The 21,974-nt window shown below is 48.4% G+C and carries 19 protein-coding genes; 9 read left to right on the top strand and 10 right to left on the bottom strand.

Going from position 1 to position 21,974, the window contains the following annotated elements:
* Window positions 1-19: 19 nt before the first annotated feature.
* On the bottom strand, window positions 20-1,003 hold the full coding sequence (locus ACINLD_RS01375) for a helix-turn-helix transcriptional regulator (protein WP_410206881.1): 984 nt from the start codon (window positions 1,001-1,003) through the stop codon (window positions 20-22).
* A 107-nt stretch (window positions 1,004-1,110) separates the two neighbouring features.
* Here ACINLD_RS01375 and ACINLD_RS01370 point away from each other — a divergent pair, with 107 nt between their 5' ends.
* Together ACINLD_RS01370 and ACINLD_RS01365 are read left to right on the top strand one after the other, a co-directional pair.
* On the top strand, window positions 1,111-1,941 hold the full coding sequence (locus ACINLD_RS01370; protein WP_026586363.1) for an SDR family NAD(P)-dependent oxidoreductase: 831 nt from the start codon (window positions 1,111-1,113) through the stop codon (window positions 1,939-1,941).
* Window positions 1,942-2,018: 77 nt separating this feature from the next.
* Window positions 2,019-2,459, top strand: coding sequence for a GNAT family N-acetyltransferase (locus ACINLD_RS01365; RefSeq protein WP_077737069.1), 441 nt, complete (start codon window positions 2,019-2,021; stop codon window positions 2,457-2,459).
* 42 nt (window positions 2,460-2,501) lie between these two features.
* Here ACINLD_RS01365 and ACINLD_RS01360 read toward each other — a convergent pair whose 3' ends face one another.
* From ACINLD_RS01360 to ACINLD_RS01330, 7 genes are all read right to left on the bottom strand, one after another.
* On the bottom strand, window positions 2,502-4,316 hold the full coding sequence (locus tag ACINLD_RS01360) for an IucA/IucC family protein (RefSeq protein WP_026586361.1): 1,815 nt from the start codon (window positions 4,314-4,316) through the stop codon (window positions 2,502-2,504).
* A 16-nt stretch (window positions 4,317-4,332) separates the two neighbouring features.
* Window positions 4,333-5,676 carry a lysine N(6)-hydroxylase/L-ornithine N(5)-oxygenase family protein gene (locus ACINLD_RS01355; protein ID WP_026586360.1) on the bottom strand — a complete coding sequence of 448 codons (1,344 nt, stop codon included), beginning with the start codon at window positions 5,674-5,676 and terminating at the stop codon, window positions 4,333-4,335.
* The gene (locus ACINLD_RS01350; protein ID WP_077737072.1) at window positions 5,651-6,205 is read right to left on the bottom strand and encodes a GNAT family N-acetyltransferase; all 555 of its coding nucleotides are present in this window, start codon (window positions 6,203-6,205) and stop codon (window positions 5,651-5,653) included. The genes ACINLD_RS01355 and ACINLD_RS01350 overlap by 26 nt, the downstream gene beginning before the upstream one ends.
* Entirely contained in the window at window positions 6,198-7,967 is a 1,770-nt protein-coding gene (locus tag ACINLD_RS01345; RefSeq protein ID WP_026586358.1) for an IucA/IucC family protein, read from the bottom strand. The genes ACINLD_RS01350 and ACINLD_RS01345 overlap by 8 nt, the downstream gene beginning before the upstream one ends.
* The gene (locus tag ACINLD_RS01340) at window positions 7,964-9,475 is read right to left on the bottom strand and encodes a pyridoxal phosphate-dependent decarboxylase family protein (RefSeq protein WP_409444899.1); all 1,512 of its coding nucleotides are present in this window, start codon (window positions 9,473-9,475) and stop codon (window positions 7,964-7,966) included. The genes ACINLD_RS01345 and ACINLD_RS01340 overlap by 4 nt, the downstream gene beginning before the upstream one ends.
* Window positions 9,459-10,805: an aspartate aminotransferase family protein gene (locus tag ACINLD_RS01335; RefSeq protein ID WP_409444900.1), complete on the bottom strand. Its 1,347-nt coding sequence runs from the start codon at window positions 10,803-10,805 to the stop codon at window positions 9,459-9,461. The genes ACINLD_RS01340 and ACINLD_RS01335 overlap by 17 nt, the downstream gene beginning before the upstream one ends.
* 266 nt (window positions 10,806-11,071) lie before the next feature.
* Complete coding sequence (locus ACINLD_RS01330) at window positions 11,072-12,526, bottom strand: PLP-dependent aminotransferase family protein (protein WP_277692620.1); 1,455 nt, start codon at window positions 12,524-12,526, stop codon at window positions 11,072-11,074.
* 133 nt (window positions 12,527-12,659) lie between these two features.
* Between ACINLD_RS01330 and ACINLD_RS01325 the strand changes: the two genes are divergently transcribed.
* From ACINLD_RS01325 to ACINLD_RS01310, 4 genes are all read left to right on the top strand, one after another.
* Window positions 12,660-13,268, top strand: coding sequence for a LysE/ArgO family amino acid transporter (locus tag ACINLD_RS01325; RefSeq protein WP_277692619.1), 609 nt, complete (start codon window positions 12,660-12,662; stop codon window positions 13,266-13,268).
* Window positions 13,269-13,368: 100 nt separating this feature from the next.
* Window positions 13,369-14,835, top strand: a complete 1,467-nt coding sequence (locus ACINLD_RS01320) for a spore germination protein (protein ID WP_026586353.1) — start codon at window positions 13,369-13,371, stop codon at window positions 14,833-14,835.
* A gap of 57 nt (window positions 14,836-14,892) precedes the next feature.
* Entirely contained in the window at window positions 14,893-15,960 is a 1,068-nt protein-coding gene (locus tag ACINLD_RS01315; protein WP_236251216.1) for a GerAB/ArcD/ProY family transporter, read from the top strand.
* Window positions 15,902-17,029: a Ger(x)C family spore germination C-terminal domain-containing protein gene (locus tag ACINLD_RS01310; RefSeq protein ID WP_410206880.1), complete on the top strand. Its 1,128-nt coding sequence runs from the start codon at window positions 15,902-15,904 to the stop codon at window positions 17,027-17,029. Before ACINLD_RS01315 ends, ACINLD_RS01310 begins: the two co-directional genes overlap by 59 nt.
* A 32-nt stretch (window positions 17,030-17,061) precedes the next feature.
* On the opposite strand, the gene ACINLD_RS01305 is transcribed toward ACINLD_RS01310, so the two are convergent.
* Both ACINLD_RS01305 and ACINLD_RS01300 read right to left on the bottom strand, forming a co-directional pair.
* On the bottom strand, window positions 17,062-17,619 hold the full coding sequence (locus tag ACINLD_RS01305) for a GNAT family N-acetyltransferase (protein WP_077737074.1): 558 nt from the start codon (window positions 17,617-17,619) through the stop codon (window positions 17,062-17,064).
* A 36-nt stretch (window positions 17,620-17,655) separates the two neighbouring features.
* The gene (locus ACINLD_RS01300) at window positions 17,656-18,519 is read right to left on the bottom strand and encodes an AraC family transcriptional regulator (protein ID WP_410206879.1); all 864 of its coding nucleotides are present in this window, start codon (window positions 18,517-18,519) and stop codon (window positions 17,656-17,658) included.
* 123 nt (window positions 18,520-18,642) lie between these two features.
* On the opposite strand from ACINLD_RS01300, the gene ACINLD_RS01295 reads away from it, so the two are divergent.
* The 3 genes from ACINLD_RS01295 to ACINLD_RS01285 all read left to right on the top strand — a co-directional run bounded on the left by ACINLD_RS01295 (window position 18,643) and on the right by ACINLD_RS01285 (window position 21,951).
* On the top strand, window positions 18,643-19,983 hold the full coding sequence (locus tag ACINLD_RS01295; protein WP_026586348.1) for an MATE family efflux transporter: 1,341 nt from the start codon (window positions 18,643-18,645) through the stop codon (window positions 19,981-19,983).
* 202 nt (window positions 19,984-20,185) lie between these two features.
* On the top strand, window positions 20,186-20,527 hold the full coding sequence (locus tag ACINLD_RS01290) for a P-II family nitrogen regulator (protein WP_026586347.1): 342 nt from the start codon (window positions 20,186-20,188) through the stop codon (window positions 20,525-20,527).
* A 44-nt stretch (window positions 20,528-20,571) separates the two neighbouring features.
* Complete coding sequence (locus ACINLD_RS01285) at window positions 20,572-21,951, top strand: ammonium transporter (RefSeq protein WP_077737075.1); 1,380 nt, start codon at window positions 20,572-20,574, stop codon at window positions 21,949-21,951.
* Window positions 21,952-21,974 lie beyond the last annotated feature (23 nt).

Below are 21,974 nucleotides of genomic sequence, written 5' to 3'. Positions count from 1 at the left end.
GCGGACGGCAGGGGTTCATTCATGTTTTTCGGCATCCATTCTGCTGTTTATAATGGGCAACAATCGATTCAGCCATTTTCAGCACCTTGTCGTGCAGTTCTTTCGGTTCAATCACCAGCATATGCTCGGCAAAACCGAGTATATATCTTTTCGCTTCCTCTTCCGTATCAAATGATAATTTAATTGGTATCCACCCCTCCTCATCGACTTTACCCGTTTCCATGATCCGCACAAAATGATTGGTAAATGATAATCTTGGCAAGATTGACTGAGCCGCCTTCACCCACACTTCATAAGTCGGTAATTTTTCGATAAAAGCATTTGTTGAAGATCTCCATACTTGAGCAATGTCAAAGTTTTCAGGTCTTTCAAATGTTTCATGAACGGAAATGGCAGATTGAATCCGCGAAGCTCTGTAATTTCGAATCTCCCCATTTTCTTTAGATGCAATCAGATACCAGTTGGACCCTTTAGCCACCAGTCCAAGCGGTGCTACAACCCGATCACTCATTTTTCCATCTGCCCGCTGATAGACGATTTTTAATTTTTGATCTTTCCATATAGCATCTTTCAGCACTTCAAAGGATGCTGCTTTTTCCTTCTTATGACGCCATGAACTCGTATCAATATATATTCGATTCCATACATCTTTTGCGTTTTGGCGATATCCCGAAGGGAGCGAAGCGATCAGTTTATTTCGGGCATCTTCGGATGTACGTGTCAATCCGAGATCATCGAGGAATTGTTCGGAAAGCGGGACAAATAGTGCGCGTATTTCAGATTCTTTTAAGCCGGTTAATTTGGTCTGGTAATCATCAAGCAATGACCAGCCTCCGTTTTTTCCGCGTTCGGCAAAAACGGGAATACCCGTCCCGCTTAAAGCTTCCATATCCCTGTAAATCGTTCGTTCAGAGACTTCCAGCCTTTCTGCCAATTGTTTTGCCGTCATCTGTCCATAAGCTTGCAGCAGCAAAAGAATAGATATCAATCGGTCTCCTCTCATGATGATCTCCTTTTTATAAATGATTTATCTTCATTTCATTAAATATGACAGCTGTTGTCAAGAATCGGTTCTTATAATGACAATATCTTCTTTATGAAAGGAATGAGATGGACTTGAAAGGAAAAGTCGCTCTTGTAACAGGCGCAAGCAGAGGAGCCGGTCGCGGCATTGCTGCAGAACTGGGGAAAGCCGGTGCAATCGTGTATATCACAGGCCGCAGCATTCATGGGGCTTCAACGAATCATTGGCCTGGGACAATCCATGACACCGCTGCACAAATTGAGGCTTCCGGCGGAAAAGGTATTGCTGTACAATGTGATCATACGAACGATTCGGACACAGAGGCTGTCATCACTAAAATTCGCGAAGAACAGGGAAAATTAGATATTTTGATCAACAATGTGTGGGGTGCGCATGATCTGGGTGTTGACGCAAAACCTTTTTGGGAATTGTCTTTGAAGAATTGGGATACGATGTTCACCGCCGGGGTGCGCGCCCAGTTGGCGACGAATCATTTCGCCGTTCCGCTGCTTCGTGAAAATAAACAAGCCCTCATCATTCACACGACCTTCTGGGATGGTGACAAGTACATTGGACAGTTTTATTACGATTTAGCCAAAAACGCATTAACACGTATGGCGTATGGACTTTCATTAGAATTAAAACAGGACAACATTGCCGTTCTTGCCGTTTCACCTGGATTTATGAGAACTGAGCTTGTCTTGAAACACCATGAATCAGATGAAGAGCATTGGCAGGAGTCAGAAGATTTAAGGAGAACCGAAACGCCCTATTATGTCGGACGCGGAATTACTGCGTTGGCAAATGATCCGAATGTGATGGAGAAAAGCGGACAGGTGTTAAGAATAGGCGATTTAGCCAAAGAGTATCAGTTTACCGATATCGATGGACGATATATTCCGCCATTTACGATATAGTTAGTCATTCTCAAAACACCGGGTGATCTGCCGAATCCATCACCTCTCATGAGTTCGACAACCGAAGGAGGAACCATATGATCGAGATCAAACAAATCGACGCCGAAGAAACGTATGAGATCAGACACCGCATTCTCCGGCCGAATCAGCCGCTTGAAGCATGTATGTATGAAACCGATTTGCTCGGGGGTACGTTTCACCTCGGGGGATATTACCGGGGCAGGCTGATCAGCATCGCCTCCTTTCATAAAGCCGAACATTCAGAGCTTGAAGGCCAAAAACAGTATCAGCTGAGAGGGATGGCGACGCTGGAAGGATACCGCGAACAAAAAGCGGGAAGCACACTCATCCGCCATGCCGAAGAACTGCTCCGGAAAAAGGGCGCGGACCTTTTATGGTGTAACGCCAGGACATCTGTGAGCGGCTACTATAAAAAGCTCGGCTTCAGCGAACAGGGCGAAGTCTACGACATACCGCCGATCGGACCTCATATTTTAATGTATAAGAAATTGACGTAAAAAAACCCCGCCTGAAGCGGGGCATTCCCGGCCGCAGGAGCATTACAGCTTTGCGGCCTCTTTTTTAAATTTCGCAAGCGCGTTTGTCACTTTTCCGAATTCGGAGGCGTGCGGGCGGTCATCGCCGTCCTTGTAGCCGTAGTCGACCATCCGGTTTCTGTTGAGGCAGAGCTTCGTCAATTCCGGTTTGAATAAGTCGAACAATTCGAAGCGCTCACGCAGTTCCGGGAATCTTTGCTGATAATCCAAAATCGCATCAGCCAAAGCTTTCCACAGACGCTTTTCAGGAAGCAGACCGTCATTTTCCAAAATGTTGGCCACATAGCGCAAATGGCAAATGAAAAGCCCTGTAAAGATAAACTGCACAAGCCCTTCCGGCGGCTCGCTTCTGAGAACGGCTTTTAAATCTTCTGTCAAACCGCTCAGTTCAGGAAGCGGCTGGTCGCTGATATTGACGTCATCAACAAAATCTTTAATCGCCAGCCTGTGCGGCTGATGATCTTTTAAGACGAGAATCGTATTTTGTCCGTGCGGCGAAAATACGGTTCCGTAGCGGTACATGAAATGCAGAAGCGGCGGCATCACGGTGTTAAACAGCTTTCCGATCCACTCCTCCGCTGACAGCCCCGACTTTTCGATCAGGCGCCTGATAAACGGCACACCGTCTTGATCGATGTATGTTAAAGAAGCGAGTGTAACAGGCCGCTCTCCTTCTTCCAAATACGTATAGATGCTTTCTCTGAAAATGGCGCCGAGCATTTCCAAATATTGATACGGAGCTTTTTCAAGAGAATGATAGTATGGGTGGTCGACGTTCAGACTGGCATTTTCGCCTGGCAGGATCACCCGGCATTCGTCTTTTAGAAATGCGTCGTTTTCGGCGATCCCTTTGATATGCTCAGTGATTTTCGGAGCGATCACCGTCCGTTCCGACGGCAGTCCTCTGTATACAAGCGTATTTAAAATGCTCATCGGCAGTTTGATATGATGCTTATGTTTGTTTGTGATGTTTGTAAAGGTTCTGATCGATTGCTGCGGCAGATACTCGTCTCCGCCTTCCCCCAAAGGAATGATCGCTTTTGCAGCGATCTCTTCAGGAAATTGCTGAATGATCGTATTTGTCCACTGCCATTCGTGGACGGGCAAATAATAATAGTCTTCGCCGGCTGCGCCCTGCTTTTCTATCACTTTAGCGAATTGCCTTAAAGTCAGCTCATCAAGCTCTTCGTTGATCAGCGTTTCATAATCGAGCCCTTCAACCGAGTAGAATGACGCGGTCTCTTTGTGTACGGCGATCCACAGCAGCCGTTCGGCTCTTTGATTTTCCGGCGCAAAGCGGAGATAGTCATCATAGCCAAAGCCGATTCTTCCTTTGTTGTATACAATCCACGGATGGCCGGTCATCTCACCTTCAATCACGGCATAATCGGCTTCTGTCAGCTCATCAGAGGTAAGCGCATCCTTAGCCAAAAGGTGGGCATCCGCCAGCATCGTATGGTTGAACTCCTTGATCAAATGCCCCGCTGTTTCCGGACTCATCGGGATATGCGGCTGAATATCGAGGAGAAACTCTATTGCGTTCACGTGTGTCGTCCATTGTCCGTCCTTAAAGACTTTGATCGTCTCCGGCATCGTGTCAAAGCTGTCAAACATGCGGGGTTTGGCCGCGAACCGGTATGCCTTATCTTCCGCCGTTCTCAGCTCATACCGGTTGATGCCGTCTTCCGTTTCAATCAGATCAGGCTTGATAATATCCTCATACATATATTCAGAAACCATCTTCGCCAGTAGTCGCTGATTGACTTTTCTCCATCTCTCCGGATTGAGCACCTTTTTTAATTCGTCTTGAAACAACATCAAATTGCCTCCTTGATCAGCCGTTTGGCACGGCCGTTTTTTCCGTGATTCCTGTTCCAAATGTCTGGAAGACCGTTTTATGGCTGACGCGGTATACTTCCCTCCCGGCAAGCTGATTGATGATCACCGAGTTCCGGTAAGCGCCGAGCCCCAGGTCAGGCGCACCGACACCGTGTGTGTGCAGCTCTCCGTTTTGAACGAAAATATGGTTTTCCGATTCGGCTGCCGTCACCAGCCTGTAATCGCGTGTAATGACATTGCGGCCGCTCGCGTCCTTTTCAATCAGGCTGTCAACAGGTGCCAGGCATTCCGGCAGCCTCTCTTTATAGCCCGTCGCCAAGACGACGACATCCGCCTGCCGCTCAAATCGTTTCTCATCCACGCGGTGTGCGCAATGAAGAATCATTGTTCCCGCATGCTGTTCGATCCGCTCTACTTCTGTCATCGACTGAAGGTCAAACGCCGCTTCCCGTCCGCCGCAGGTCCGCTCATACAGAAGGTGGTAAATATCGCTGATCGTCTTCGCGCTGATGCCTTTATAAAGCAGATCCTGCTGCCTTAGCAATTCATCTTTTTTCCATTGCGGGAGCTGATAGAAAAAATCGATATAATCAGGTGAGAAATACTCGAGCCCGAGATTTGAATATTCCATCGGGAAGAAGCCTTTTGAGCGGGTGAGCCAGCTGACGTGCTCCGCTTCATCTTCACCGACCAGGTCATAAAACACCTCGGCTGCGCTTTGTCCGGAGCCGACGACGGCAACCCTTTTCCCTTTAAACCCGCCGGGTTTTCTCATTAAATACTCGGCTGAATGGAACACCGAGTCGCCCAAAGCGTCTGAGAGCGCTTCGGGAACGTGCGGCCCCGTGCCGATGCCGAGCGCGATATGCCTTGTGTAATAAACGGCTTCCTCGCCGTTTTCCTGATTCGCGACCCGCACTTCAAAAAGCGCATCCCGGTTTGATTCAATGAGTGAAATGCTTTCGACATTCATTCCGAAACGGCACGAGTCGAGCTGTTCGGCCACCCAGCGGCAGTAGTGGTTATATTCCTTTCTCGGAATATGAAAGTCTTCTAAAAAATAGAAAGAATAAAGACGGTTATGCTCCTGGAGATAGTTTAAAAAGCTGTATTTGCTTGTCACATCGGCCATGCTCACCAAGTCGGCCAAAAACGGCACCTGCAGTGTTGTCCCTTCAATCAGCATGCCGGGATGCCAGTTAAAGCTTTCATTCCGTTCAAAAAACAGCGCATTGATCTCAGGCACGGAATCAGCCAATGCGGCAAGGCCGAGATTAAACGGCCCGATGCCGACGCCGATGACATCATATACATCATTGGGTCTCTTTGTAGAGTTCATCTTTTTTCTCCTTTTCAAAAAAACGTTCTCGTTCGCAAAACATCAATAATCCGGTTTTATCAGGAAGATCCACAGGTTTAATAGGGCGAAACCCGCATTTTCCAAAAATATGAATCATTTTTTTATTGCGGATATCCGGCTCTGCGATGACCTTTTTTGTGTCAGGCTCGGCAAATTGCATGCTGACCATCGCTTTTAAAAGCGGAAGGGCAAGACCTTTTCCCAAATACGCTTTTTCTCCGATCAACAGATGAATGCCCTGGTCAAAAGGTTCATTGTCATAGTGGTGTTCAATGATGTCTCCCTTAACCCAGTACGACTCCCAGTAGCTCATCGGCACACCGTCGATAAAGCCGATGTACAGCGTTTGGTGAGGGTCTGTGATCGCCTTGTGAAAATGGGCTGCAAACTTTGCAAACGGCATGTTTAAATGCCAGAACGGGATGACGTGCTCCTCCTGCATCCAGCGGTAGACGAGCGATACGTCTCTTTCATAGTCCGCTTTTTGAAATGTGATCCGTTCATTCATGGACGGCAGCCGCCTCCTTCAGAAGCGGATTTTGAACTGACGTGTAGCGCGACTGGGTTTCAAGGGAGCCTGTCAGCTCATCCATGTCATAAAATCTCGTCAGCAGATTGGCCTTGCACGGAAGCTCAGGAAAACGAAGCAGGCTGTCGGTCAGCTCAGTGATGCCGTAAATTTGTTCCGCTTTCTCAAGCCGCTCTCTGATCATGGACAGGAGCGTTTCTTCCCGGATCAGCCCTTCGCAGCCGAAACCGTTCACAAGTCCAAACAAATGGTTGAAGAAGAAGTAATAGCGCAGTCTCTCAACAGCCACGCTGTCCGAACAGATCGTCTCGCTCCTTTCGCTTAAGCCTTCGAGCAGGCTGGAGAGCATGTCCGCTTTTGATTCGCTGTAATAGTAGCCTTGGTTATCCCTGTAATAAAACGTGTCAGGGTAGCCGTTTTTTAAACGGATGACGGCGTTCTGCTGGTGCGCTTCAATCGCCAGCCCGTATGTTTCAAACAGCCATAAAACAGGCTCAAGCGAAATGGACAAATACTTGTCAAACCAGTCGGCGCACACTTCTTCCGTTGTCCGTCCTTCTTTTAACGCCAGCTCACGGATGACAGAGGACAGCCTTGACTCTTTCCCGTAAGCGTGATCCTGGCAGAGCCCGGCGATCAGGCTTGCCGAACGGTCGTCTTCATAAAACGGGTTCTCTCTGATCACGACTTCAAAGCCGGATTCCCCGTTTTCTCCTTGAATAGAGATGTAAGCCGGATCTGTGATGACGCGGAAGCCGGGAAACTCCTGGTACAACCGTTGACCGAGCTCTGTCTGCAGAAGCCGGGCCATTTCCACTCCTCTGTCCAGCTCTTTCTGCTTGTTCACACGAAGCGAATTCGTAATTTTGATCGGCACCGAGAATTTGTACATATAGCGCGAGTGCTTGCTGTAGACCGTGCGGACGGAGGATGTCGCCGTAAACGTCCGCCCTTTTGCGCCGAGATATGTAAGGAGACCCTGATCGATCAATTTTTGCACATACGGCTCCTCCAACAAGGCTTTCGCCTGGAGCGGGTGTGCGGGAAGAAGCGCAAAGTCCGGATCGGATGTTTCCTCATCAAGCCACGCTTTGTCAATCATCGGATCGTTCTTCAGTTCCTCTTGAATGACCAGCGGCGCTTTTGTTCCTGTACTTGAGTCGTGCAGAACGAGGGAGGCGTGCGCCTTAAAATAATGAAGCTGAAACTCCCCTTTAAGTTCAGGCGAATAGATGCTTTCCTCTTCAGGCTTCATCCCCTGCCTGCTTTTTGGCGTCGGATGCATCAGGTGGCCGAGCAAAAGCGATTGCTCTGCTTCGATAAACGTAAAATCGGCCGCGTTCAGCTCATGTTGATCACCCGCCCGCTCTTCCACATAACGGCTGATATTACGGCAGCTCAAAATGACTCTAAGCATGAATTCATCCTCGGCGCCCCCGCTGTTTTGCCGAAGAAGCAATTCTTTTGAAGCGAGGGAGACGAGCGTGACATAGTCGAGCGGAAGCCGGTTTTCGTCTTGAGTTGTTTTATAATAGAGCGGAAATGAGAAGAGGTGCCTTCCCGTCTTCGACCAATACTTGACCGGAACGATCAGCTCGATGTGCTGGCGTTTTAGCGGGACCACCAGCATTTTTTGGGAGCCGTCCGCGATCTCACGGGTTTCGATGCCGGTTTCCCGCAAATAGCAATTTAAAAAGCTTTGAATCGTAGCATTTTCTGCTATTTCTTTAAATGAACTCATCTTGTTATCCTCCTGCTATTCAAATAAAGGCCCGCAAGCTCTTGAATCCGCCCGAGAACGTCGTCAAGATCAGAAAGCGCCATTCTCGGATTGAGCAGCGTGAATTTTAAATATGTCTTCCCGTCTGCTGCCGTCTTGGCGATCACCGCCTGTCCCGTTCTGAACAATTCTCTGTGGATATATTTATTCAAGCTGTCATTCTCCGCATCGTCTTCTGCGGCGAGGCAGCGGAAGACGACAGCGTTCAGTTCAGGGTGTGGATTCAGCAGTTCGAACCGATCGCTTGCGGAGATTTTTTTCGCTGCCGCTTCAGCCAATGCGAATGTCCAGTCAATCATCTCGGCGAATGTATCTTCCCCGAGCACACGCAATGAGACAAACAGCTTTAACGCGTCAAAACGCCGCGTCGTCTGAATCGATTTATTGACGAGATGGACGATTCCCTCCGCTTCATCCTCCTCGGGATTTAAATAATCGGCATGATAATCAATCAAGCGGAAATGCCTTCTGTCTTTTACAAGAAAAGCGCCGCAGCTGACCGGCTGATAAAACTGCTTGTGGAAGTCGACGCTGATCGAGTCGGCCCTGTCAATGCCGGCCAATTTATAACGGCGGGCCCTGCTCAATATCAATGCCCCGCCATACGCGGCATCAACGTGGAGCCAAATTCCTTCAGCATGCGCGGCATCCGCAAGTTCGGAAAGCGGGTCGATGCTTCCGAAATCCGTCGTTCCGCATGTTGCCACAATCGCAAAGAGATGTAAGCCCGATTCCTTCAGCATCGCTGTTTTTCGCTTTAAATCGTAAAGGCACATTCGCTTTTCGTCATCCGTGTCGACGAGAACGACGGCACGCTCTCCGAGACCGAGCTGGGAAGCCGATTTTTTCACGGTAAAATGGGCATCTTTAGAACAGAGGATCCGCAGCCGGTGCGCTTCCGGCGGCAGGCCGTCCTTTTGGACGCTCCAGTTCCACCGCTTTTCGCAGTAGGCATCGCGGGCCAAAAGAAGCCCCATATAATTGGACTGTGTCCCTCCGCTCGTAAATGTTCCGTCAGCATCTTTTCCGTATTCAAACTTTCGGCAAAGCCACTGCACCATTTCTTCCTCGATCAATGAAGCCGCTCCGCTTTGATCAAACGAATCCATCGACTGATTCAGCACGCTGATCAGCATCTCTGCAGCGAGCGCCGGGATCAGCGGCGGACAGTGAAGGTGTGCGGCGCATTTTGGATCTTCGACATGAATCCGGTTCGGCAAATAGGCTTCTTTCAGCTCTCTGAGAACATCCGCAAGCGGTTCTCCCGCTTCCTGAAACGAAAATAAGTTTTTGATTTCGTGCTTCAATTCGTTCGGCATCTTCCCGCTGTACGGCTTCGATTTATCCTTCCAGTCGGCCCACAGCACATCAACAGCGGTCTCGACCGCATCACGGTAGGCTTTGATTCCCTGTTCACCGTTGTGCATAAACAGGGAATCAAAGTTTTTCTGTTTACTTGACTGCTTCATAGACGGCCTCTTTGAAAATCGCGGTGATGTCGTCAATTTGCTCTTCCGTTACGATGAGCGGAGGCAGGAAGCGGATCACACTACCGTGGCGGCCTCCCGTTTCAACGATCAGTCCCTTTTCAAAGCATTTTCTTTGAATGACGCTTGCAAGCTCCGCATCGGCCGGGTAGCTGCCGTTTGCGTTTTGCTTTTTGTGCGGTGCGACAATTTCGGCGCCGATCATCAGCCCTCGTCCCCGGACATCGCCGATTTCTGGAACGTGCTCCTGAATGCCTTGTAATTCACGCATGAGTTTCGCACCGACTTTTTCCACATGTGATAGCACATCATGCTCTTTTATATATTTTAAAGTTGCACTTCCGGCCGCCATCGCCATCTGGTTCCCTCTGAATGTGCCGATGTGCGCCCCCGGTCCCCACTTGTCAAGATCTTGATCATAGATGACGACTGACAGCGGCAGGCTTCCGCCGATCGCTTTTGAAAGGACGATGACATCCGGTATAATGCCGGCGTGCTCGAACGCAAACATTTTTCCGGTTCGGCCGATGCCGGTCTGCACCTCGTCAATGATCAACGGGATTCCGCGTTCTTTTGTGATCCTTCTCATCTCTCTGATCCATTCCGCCCGCGCCGGAACCGATCCCCCTTCACCTTGCACCGCTTCAAAGATCATTCCCGCCGGCTGCAGAATACCGCTTTCAGGGTCATCCAGCATATTTTCGATATATGAGCTTGACAGACGGTGGGTGTCGTCCCCTCCGGTGCCGAACGGGCAGCGGTATTCATAAGGATATGGGAGAAAATGAACGTCAGGCATTAATCCTTGGACGTTTTCTTTCGGAGAGAGATTGCCGCTTAATGCCATCGTTCCGTGTGTTGCTCCATGGTATGCGCCATGAAATGAGAGGACGGTTCTCTTTCCTGTCGCTGTTTTCACCAGTTTGAGCGCGGCTTCGATCGCATCGCCGCCTGTCGGACCGCAGAACTGAATTTTCGCCCGTTTGGCGAAAGCTTCAGGCAGGCTCTCAAACACCTCGCTGATAAACTCTTCTTTTATTTCCGATGTGATGTCAAGCGTGTGCAGCGGTCGTTTTTCATCAATCATTTTTTGAATGGCTTCAATGACAACTGGATGATTATGACCGAGTGCAAGCGTTCCCGCTCCAGCCAGGCAGTCATAATACTGCTTTCCATCTGCATCCTTGACCAAGATGCCTTCCGCCGTTTGCATGGCGAGCGGAAATCTGCGCGGATAAGAACGCGCATTTGATTCTCTTCTATTTTGCTGCTCCAAAAACGCTTGATTTTTAGAACGGGTTTGTACAGACATTGAAAGCATTCCTCCAATTGATAAAGATTATCATTTTCATTGACAAAAAAAGTGTATATTTTGTGACGATGATGTGTCAACAAGATTCGAAAAAATGGGACATTTCTCATAACAGAGGCTCTATTAAACTTGTTTTTCAGAAATAGAGTTCTTCATATGAGTCAATAGTTTGTTGATATGATGAATATTGGAATTTAATGGATTAACTTCAACCATCTTGAGTCCTTAAAGAAGGAAAAAATAGAAAGATGCCGGCTAAAAAAGCTTCAGCCGGCAGTGGCGGTTAAAAGTTCCCGTGCCAGTTCGGCGACGGTTCGGATTCCGGTTTCGAGGCCGCTAAGAGAAGCGTAGGAATAAGACAGTCTGATGCTTCTTTTCGCTTCTTTATCGTAAAGGGTTCCCGGATTGATGAGGATGTTTTTTTGCAGCGCTTTTTCAAACAGCACATGAAGCGGCAGTGACTGAAAAAATGTGACCCAGATGTAAAACCCGCCGGGCGGCTCCTTCCAGTCAGCGATCCCGTCAAAGTGCGCTTCAAGGCAGCGGATGGCTGTGTCACGCCTGATTCTCAAGTCATTCCTGATCAAATGGAGGTTTTCTTCATAAAGTCCGCTTGAGAGCCATTTTGCAGCAGCCCACTGGGAGAGGGAGCTTGACCCATAGTCCGTCTGCATTTTGATATCTGCCAGCCTGTCGATCACAGGCTCGGGCCCGGCGATCCAGCCGATGCGAAGGCCGGGGCTGACCGTTTTCGATAATGTGCCGACATAAAGCACGTTTCCGTCTTGGTCGAAGGTCTTAAGCGGGGGCGGAGGCGGACTGTCAAGCCACAAATCGCCGTATGCATCATCTTCAATAATGGGAAGAGATAAGCGCTTCGCGGTCTGAATCAGCTCTTTTCTCCTTTCTTCCGTCATCAAGAAGCCCGTCGGGTTGTGAAAAGACGGAATCGTATACAAAAGGTCGGCGCCATGCTTGTTTTTGCAGGCCTGAATAGCAGCCGGACTCAATCCCCCTTCATCAATCGGAATGCCGTAAAGCCTCATCTCCATCGATTGGAACACATGGAGCGAGTATAAGTATGACGGCTTTTCGGTGAGGACGGCGGCCTTCCGTTTCAAAAGGCCGATCGAGATGAGCTGGAGGGCTTGCAAAGCGCCGGAAACGATCAGGATGGCATCCGGGGAAACATGAATGCCTTTTTGTTTTAAATGAGCCGCCAGCACTTCTCTCGTATACCGGTTTCCTTTCGGTTCTTCATATCCGAGCATCAGCTTGTCTGATTCAGCATCACGGAGCATTTTTTTGACCTGCTGATAGGGCAAAAGCTCAGGCGACAGTTCACCGGTCCCAAGCCGGATGATGTCTTCCCTGAACTCCTGCCGGTTGATTTCCTGGATCGTCAAAGAATTCGGGCGGTGGATTCCCGAACGGACATAGCCGTTCCAGTCGAGCGACGGTCCGTCCGTCATGCCGCTCCATGTATGATTCATCACTTTTGTGCCGCCGCCCCGCTTGCCTTCAAGAAGCCCCTGGGCTGTCAATTCGTCAAGCGCCGCGGTCACCGTGCTTCTGTTGACTTGAAACATGCCGGCGAGCTTCCGCTGGGACGGAATTTTGGTTCCGGCCGGCCATTCGCCCCGCGACATTTTGTCTTTCAAGATTTGTTCAATTTGCTGATACAATGGTATTTCCGAGTTTCGATCGAGCGAGAATTTCATCTCTGTTTCAGCTCCTTTTTGAACATGATAACATTTGGCTGGCTTCTGAAACCATCCAAATGGCCGGAGACACCTCCCCTTTCATCCGCTACAATAAAACGGATATTGTTGAATGAAAGGGGATTTATCAAGAATGACCGCAGCCATTCACGGCATCATTCTCGCTTTTGGACTGATTCTGCCTTTAGGGGCGCAAAACGTCTTCATTTTTCAGCAGGGGGCGGCGGCACCGAGCTTTTTCCGGGTTATGCCGCTTGTGATTGCCGCAGCGATTTGTGATACGCTGCTAGTGATTCTTGCTGTTGCAGGAGTTTCGGCGGCTGTCGCCGGCATCCCGGCGGTGAAATTGATTTTATTGAGCGGCGGCTTCTGTTTCCTGATGTATATGGGATGGATCACATGGCACGCCAAACCAGCTGCAGGGGAAAAACGAACGGATGGAATGACGGTGAAACAGCAAATCGCTTTTGCAGCGGCTGTCTCGTTGCTAAATCCGCACGCCATTCTCGACATCGTCGGTGTGATCGGCACCAGCTCGTTGGCATATGACGGGGCGGAAAAATGGTTATTCACCGTGGCATGTATCCTTGTCTCATGGGCATGGTTTGCCGGACTGGCGGCAGCGGGCCGGGTGATCAGGCGCCTGGATCGGTCGGGAGCCGCGCTTATCTTGTTCAACAAAGGATCTGCTCTCATCATGTGGGGACTTGGCCTCTATCTTGGCGCTTCACTATGGTCCTGAAAAAACGTCCGTTTTTCGTTCGGGCGTTTTTTCTTCATACATATTTTCAGAAAAAGGTACACACAATACATTCAACTGGAAACCGGTTTGGGGGATGCCCATGTTTCGAAAGAAAGATCAAACACCATTCACAGCCGATCAGCCGGCTGTCAGTGCAGAAGCCATTGAAGCAGCGATTGCCGGCATGAGCGATGCCGTATCAGAAGAATATGAAATGAAGAACGGACAAAAAGCCGTGTTTTATTACATCAATACGATCATTGACGAAGGAAGTCTGCACGAATTGATCATCAAGCCCATGATCAGCTGCGGCGACGTTACGGTGTACGATTATTTAAAAGGTTTGCTCTTGAACGTTTTGCAGATTACAGCTTTGGATGAAGCGACAAATCTGCTCATGACAGGGGCCGTTCTTGTCTTTGATCCGCTGCACGGGCACTGGTATGCCATCCCGCTCGAAAACCGGCTGGGGCGGCAGATTGAATCATCGAAAACCGAAACGATTATGTACGGTCCAAAGGACAGCTTTACAGAACAGATCGGCCTTAATTTATCTTTAATACGCAGACGACTACCTTTGACAAATTTGAAAACCGAGAGACTCGAAATCGGCGCTTTAAGCAAAACGTCGATCGTTCTCATCTATATCGACGGACTGACCAACCCTGAATTTGTGGAAGAAGCGAAAAAAAGAATCGCCGCCATTGATTTTGATACGATGCTTGATTCGTCACAGCTTGCGGAATTGATGGAAGATCACCATCATACCATCTTTCCTCAGTTTCAGCAGACAGAGCGGCCCGATATTTGCACGTACAATTTGAGCATCGGAAAGGTCACGATTTTGGTCGATAATACACCGTTTGCGCTGAATGCGCCGATCACGCTTTTTCATCTGTTTCATTCATTCGAAGATTATACAATGCGCTGGCCAATTTCCAGCTTTTTTCGCTGGCTGCGCTATTTCAGCTTTATTCTGTCCATTGCGTTAATTCCTGTATATGTCGCTTTATCGACCCATCATTATCACATGATTCCTTTGCAAATCCTTAATGTATTGATTGAATCAAGGAGCAAAGTGCCGTTCAACCCGTTTTGGGAAGCGTTTCTCATGTTGATCGTGATCGAATTTATTAAAGAGGCCAGCGTGCGGATGCCGACAAAGTCAAGCTCAACCTTGGGTGTCATCTCAGGGATCGTCATCGGGGAAGCAGCGGTGCAGGCCGGCTTTGTCAGCAAAGTTTTGGTTGTCTTAGTCGGGATCGCAACGGTCACCTCTTTTTTGATTCCGAATTACATCGTGGCGAAGGGGTATACATTGATCCACTTTACGATTCTGTTATTATCAGCTTGCCTCGGCTTTTTTGGAATCATGCTCGGGTTTATTGGATTATTTGTCCATTTAAATGGGCTTACTTCTTTAAGACAGCCTTATTTGGCCCCTGTTACACCTTTTTATCCGCGGGATTGGCTCGATCTTTTCATTCGGGGCCCGTTCACTTGGCTAAAAAAACGCCCGGCATTTTTACACCCTCTCAAAAGCTGGCGGTACAGCAAAAGGAGATGATTCTGCTTGGGCCCTTTTAGATTGTTCCATAAAACAAGACCTCTTGGCGGCTTATATATGATCATCATCCTGAACCGCACTCAGGTTCTGTTTTTCATCCTCATCCTGCCGATGTATTTGGTCCATCCGTTTATGATTTTCGGACTCTTGATCATCGGCGCGCTGTCTCAGCTTAATCTGTTCATCCTGTCCAAATGGCTGTCATCTCCTTACGCGCCCAAAGGATATGAGGGCTTCAGAGACGTTTTCGGCGAAGGAAAGCTCCGTTTTCTCGTGTTGCTTTGCTTGATTCAGCTGTTCATTAAAACGGTGATTCTGATCGTGAGTTATGCGGAAACCGTCCGGTACTTTATTTTTCCGGCCATCAATTTAAACTGGCTTGTTCTGTTCATCGTGTTGATCGGCGCCTATGCGGCGTCCAAAGGAATGGAAAATACGATGCGGTTTGCGATCATCGCATTTTTATCATCGTTTTGGATCGTATTCTTGTTTATCCGGTTCTACATACCGCCGATCGCTTCGCTGAACGACTTATATCCGCTGATTCCATTTGAGTGGACAAAAAAATCGTGGCAAACATTGCTTGTGACCTGGTCTGCTTTTTCAGGTCCCGAGTATCTGATTTGCCTTGCTCCATGGTTTAAAAAACAGGAGCGTGTCATCAAATACTTATCTATCGGAAATGCGATTTCCATTCTTGAATATTTGTTTTTGTTTGCGGCATCACTGTTCTTTTACGGTTCGTCTTATTTGCGGGAAACCATTTTCCCGGTCATCAACATGCTCCGCTATTTGGAATCCCCGATTCTGGAGCGGGTTGATACCTTTTTATTGTCCGCGCATATGTTTCATTACGCTTTTGTCATCGCCATCTTTTTACTTTGTTTATACGGCGGCGCCCGGATCGTGATCAAAAGAGTCTCGAAACCGGTTACCCGCAAAGGGTTTATTTTCAGCTTTCTCTTGGTGTTGGCCGCATCGCTCATATTAAGCATATGGTTTTGGGAAAATGGAGAACAAAAGGAGATGTGGTTTATCCTGGAGGTTACGCTGGGAGCCGTTACATATGCGCTTGTTCCTTCACTGCTTCTGGCAGCCGGTAAACGAAAGGGGCGATCATCATGATGAAGGGAAAACGGGCTTTATTATGCTCAGCCTTTGCCTGGCGCAGGGCTGCTCTCCATTTGTGGAAAATAATGAGATTGAAGAAATTTCTCCGGTTACGTTTTGGTTTATCAAGGAAGGAAAAAACAAAAAACTGTCTATGAGCACATTGGTCCCGCCGATCGGACTTGAGAAAAAACGCGTCTTCAATATCGAAGTGAACATGATCAAACAGGCCGGCAAGGATTTTAATTTAAACTATTACAACGAGCTGCAAAACGGGCAGCTCCGCATGCTGATCATTGAAGAAAAGCTGGCCAGAAAAGGAATCCTTCCGATTATCAACACGCTTTTGAACGATCCAAAAACCCCTCAGCGACTATACGTGATGGTCGTCAAAGGGGACTTTGAAAAATACATGCTTAATGAACTGAAACAAAGCGAAAAATTTGATTTCTATCTCTATCAGACCTTAAAACATTTCGAAAAAGCAAGTCAGGGCGAAATGACCATCGTCAACCTGCATCAGTTCAAAAATTTGCTTTACACCCATTTTTCCGATCCCTACACACCGGTTTTCAAAACGGATGAAGATGATTTTATTTATGAAGGAACAGCCCTTTTTAAAGACGACAAATTGCAGAACATCATAGGCGGCGTGGATGACCAAATGTTTCAGCTGATCAACAACAACAAATACCTCAAGCTCCTGGCGCTCCCCGAGATTTCTCTCGTGATCGGCAAGGCCCGGTCATCCGTCTTTTTCAATTTGAATAAAAAAAATACAGCGCTATCCTTGAAAGTGAATGTTGATGGCGGAATTGAGGAATATACCGGTGACAAAAACCTGCAGGATGAGCGGGAATTCAATGCGCTGATCCATGAGGCCGAAGCGCAATTGGAAAAACAGACCGCCGAACTGCTGAAAAAGATGCAGGATATGAAGGTTGACCCTTTTGAAATCGGCGGTGAAGCATTGTTCCCGTTCACTAAGCCGATGAGCGACAACACGTGGAAGAAGAAATGGAGTAAGATGGATATCGATGTTGATTATCGATTGAACCTCAGAACAGTTACAAATACGGAGTAGAATTCCCCGGCCCTGCATGGCTTTGCGGCAATTCAAGGGCGGCCGCAAAGCTTCTCCCACTCATCTCTTAACATCCCGTACCTGATCGAATCATAGTAGGTTCCCTTATAATATCTGACCTTGCGGATACGCCCCTCCATCGTAAACCCCGCCTTTTCTGCGCATTTCATCATCCGCTGATTTCCGGACCATGTGGTCATCCCGATTCTCGGGACATCGAGATGATCAAATAAGTAGCTGACCCATAATGACACAGCCTCAGTGCCGTAGCCGCCGTTCCAAAAGAGCGGGTCATAGATGACGATTCCGCACTCAAGCCAGCGGGTCGGCCGGCACTCCCAATAATACGAAACCGTCCCTTTCAGCTCTCCCCCGATTTCTATCCCCATGTAGCGTGGAGGTCTCTCATTCAAAGCCTGCACAAAGGAATCGGCGAAATACTGATACGGCTCAGGCAGCAGCGGGAAGTAGGGAGCATCCCACTTTTTCCATTCAGGATCTTTCACACCGTATATCCATTTCCACAACAAAGGCAGGTCATCCATCGTAATTGAACGCAGTTTGACTTTCTTACCGTTTATGACTGCCAAGCTTTTCTCCTCCGATCCGTTTGGACTGTTACGAAATTATTCAATATTCCTCTTCATCATCTTTCGGTATTCGATAGGGGATATTCCTTCTATTTGCTTGAAAAGCTTCGAAAAGTAGGTCGGGTCATCGATGCCGACTTGCTCTGCGATCGCTGACATTTTCTCATTGGTCACGGAAAGAAGCCGCTTCGCTTCCAGGATCCGCGCCTTGTTGGCGTATTGTCCAGGCGTGATGCCGAACACTTTCTGCATGCAGCGGGTGATGTAGTCCTGGTGATAATGAAGGGCGGCGGAAAGCTGATCCATGCTCAGCTTTTCTTTATAATGCCGGTCAATATAGCGCTGCGCTTCTGATGCGACACGTTCATTCGCCGAAGGAATGTGAAACGCTTCCTTTTGCAAATGAATCAGCAGCTCTTCAAACAGCAGCTGCTTTCTGAGAGGCAGATCAGAATTTTCCGCTGCTTCATCCATTAAACTTCTAAACTGCTTTTCAATGAAAGCCTTTTGATCGACCTTTCCCTTTCTCGGAAGCCTTAAATGATATAAAGGCGGTGTTTCAAATGTTCCGTGCTGAAGCTTGAGCTCAGTCCAGTTATCTCCTCCCCGCTCTCCCAATTCGTACGCCCCATCCTGAAAATGAAGCCAAAAATAATGGGTTTCCTCTCTGCAGCCCTGATGTCCGTAATGTTCGAGCCCCGGCACGAGGATGATGTACTCCCCCTGCCGGATGCGGTGAGACACACCGTCTTCTGTCAAAAACAGTTCCCCTTTGATCACATATAAAAGGTCAAAGACAGGATATTCTCGCTTGACATGTTTTTCCCCTTTTTTAAACACGCCTTCTCCGCAGACGATCAAAACGGGGAGCGGCGGGATCGTGAAAATGATGTGTTCCATATGGTTCTCCCTCTTTTGATTTGGTCGGATTTCTCCAAGAAGTATCGGTTTCGTCTCTTCTTATTATAAAAAAATGGCGTTACACTATAAAACGGATTTTTGAAAAGAAAGGGGTTATACGCCATGAAAAAAACAAACACCCAAAACCTCTCCTTATTCGCCTTGACCTGGCCGATTTTTATCGAGGTTTCATTATATATGCTGATGGGAAACGCCGACACCCTGATGCTCAGCCAATATTCCGACGACAGTGTGGCAGCCGTCGGCGTCAGCAACCAGATGCTCAATTTAATCATCGTCATGTTCGGCTTTATTGCGACAGGTACAACGGTGATCATTTCACAATTTCTCGGCTCGCGGCAGAAGGCAGAAGCGATGGAAGTCGGATATGTTTCCATCAGCGCCAATTTTATCATCAGTCTATTCATCAGCGCTTTGATTTATCTGCTTGCCAAGCCGCTTTTATTGATGATGGGCCTGTCAGCCAATCTGCTCAGCGATGCCGGCATTTTCTTGAAGATCGTCGGCGGGCTCTCCTTTATCCAGGCGCTGATCATGACATACAGCGCGATTTTAAAAAGCTACGGTTATACAAAGGACACGATGGCCGTTACGATCGGCATGAATATGCTGAATATCGCCGGCAACTATCTCGTGATTTTCGGACCGTTCGGCTTTCCGATCCTCGGAGTGGCGGGTGTGGCGCTATCCACTGCAAGCGCGCGCATCATCGGCCTTTTGGCGATCGCCTTGCTTGTGAAAAAGCGGATCGGGATGCCGATTTTTTCGAAGCGCTTGTTTTTCATCCGAAAAAGCCATTTAAAAAAGCTGTTGAGAATCGGCATTCCTTCAGCGGGTGAGCAGCTTTCCTATAACGCGTCACAGATGATCGTCACCTATTTTATTACGCTGATGGGCGCACAGGCCTTGACGACGAAAGTGTACACGCAAAATTTGATGATGTTCATCATGCTTTTCGGTGCGGCGATCAGCCAGGGAACGCAAATCTTGATCGGGCGCCATATCGGCGCGAAACAATTTGACGAAGCGTACAGCCGCTGCTTGAAAAGTCTATGGTGGGCGCTGGCGATTACGACATGCACGTCCGTTGTGATGGCGGTTTTTTCAAAGCAGCTGATCGGGATCTTCAGCAGCAATCCCGAAATTATCGCAACGGCCAGCATGCTGATTTTGCTGACGATCATCCTGGAACCCGGCCGTTCATTTAATGTGGTGATCATCAACTCATTAAGAGCGGCCGGTGACGCAAAGTATCCAGTTTACATGGCGATTGTCTCGATGTGGGGAATCGGGCTTCCGATTGCTTATATTTTCGGCATCCAGCTTGGATTTGGTCTGGCAGGCATTTGGTTTTCATTTATTGCCGATGAATGGGTGAGGGGAATTTTCATGTACAGACGATGGAGATCAAAAATATGGCTCAAAAAAGGGTTTGCAGTTTAGCCGGCTTTCATTTGAAGCCGGTTTTTATGTTATAAAAGTTAACATATACAAGAAACCACGAGTAAAAATCTAATAGTGAATAGGTCTAATAGATTAATTTTTTTGAAAATTCGTATTGATTTTCATTTTAATTTTACGTATGATAATAAATATAACAATAAAACGTAATAAAACCTTACATCTATAAACAAGGAGGATCTATATGAAAAAAATCGAAACGATCATCCGTCCTGAACAGTTTCCCCGGCTCCGCAAAAAGCTTGAAGAGGTCGGGATAAACGGATTAACCGTTTCAGAAGTCGCAGGCTGCGGCCAGCAGCGCGGAAAACAAGCGCTTTTTCGCGGGACCGCTTATGAAATCAAACTGCTGCCAAAGGTGAAGGTTGAAATGGTCATTGAATCTGAAAGTGTCGATGAGATCATACAAATTATCGAAAGCACATGCTCGACAAATACGGTCGGCGACGGAAAAATATTTGTGCTCCCCATCGAAAACGCGGTTCGAATCCGAACTGGGGAATCCGGAAAAGAAGCGATTGTATAAAAACGGTTTACCTCCGTGTGAAACGCTAAGAAAGGATGATTCTTTTGAAGAAAAAGATATCTTTCGCACTCTTTTTAAGTTTTCTGCTGCCGGTATCGGCTTTTGCCGCTGAGCCGACGGTTCAGTCGGTCAACGAATCTGTCAATATGTCCTGGGTGGCGATCGGCACCTTGCTCGTGTTTTTTATGCATGCCGGCTTTGCCATGGTCGAATCGGGTTTTACAAGAGCGAAAAACACCTTGAACATCTTGATGAAAAATTTCCTGACGATCTCGATCGGGTCGATTCTTTATTTCTTTGTCGGATACGCATTCATGTTCGGGGACAGCGCCGGCGGATTGATCGGCACAAGCGGATTCGCTTTGACGGGTGATCAGGACATCGGGTTTTTCGTTTTCCAGGCCGTGTTCGCGGCAACATGTGCGACGATTATTTCAGGCGCCGTTGCTGAACGGATGAAGCTCGGCAGCTATATGATTTTGACGCTGTTTATGACCGGCATCATCTATCCGGTTGTCGGCCATTGGACTTGGGGCGAAGGCTGGCTTTATGATCTTGGCTTCATCGATTTCGCAGGATCTGCTATCGTTCATTTGACAGGTGCCGCCGGCGCGCTCGCAGCCGTCATCTTCCTCGGTCCGCGCATCGGCAAATATGCAAACGGAACAGTCAACGCCATACCGGGACACAGCATTCCGCTCGGCGCCCTCGGCGTCTTCATCCTCTGGTTCGGCTGGTTCGGATTCAATGGCGGCAGCACGCTGGCGGCTGATCCCGCAGCCGTCCCGCACGTCATTACGACAACCCTTTTAGCCGCTTCAGGCGGAGTGGTCAGCTCGGCGCTGTTTACTTATTTCCGCTTCGGCCGAATCGACCCTTCCCTGACGTTAAACGGCGCACTCGCAGGGCTTGTCGGGATTACGGCCGGAACAGATGGCGTATCATTTACAGGTTCGATTTTAATCGGACTCATCGCCGGCGTCATATTAGTCATCAGCGTTCAGTTCATCGACCAAGTTCTGAAACTTGATGATCCGGTCGGCGCCATCGCCGTCCACGGTGTCTGCGGAATTTGGGGGACACTTGCAGTCGGACTCTTCAACACATCGAGCGGCCTCTTTTACGGTGGAGGAGCCGCCCAGCTCGGGATTCAGGCGCTCGGCATTTTAGCGATTGCCGGCTGGACGCTAGCCGCCACTTCGATCATGATCGCGGTCATGAAAGCGGCGGGTTCGATCCGGGTGACGAAGGAGGAGGAAATTTCCGGCCTCGACTATGCTGAGCACGGTTCTTCCGCCTATGAATATAAAGAAAGCTTCATCGATCAAGGGGACGCTGAGATAACCTCTGACTTCGGCACAGATCTCGTCTCAAGGCTAAACAATTTGAAACCAGGCCACTCTTCCAAAACCGAACAGGTGTAAAAAGCAAACTCCCGGCAGCACGC

This window comes from Bacillus sp. z60-11 (genome assembly GCF_046464135.1).
Lineage (GTDB): Bacteria > Bacillota > Bacilli > Bacillales > Bacillaceae > Bacillus > Bacillus sonorensis_A.
The sequence above is the reverse complement of the archived record's forward strand: the minus strand, read 5'-3'. Positions and strand labels throughout refer to the sequence as shown.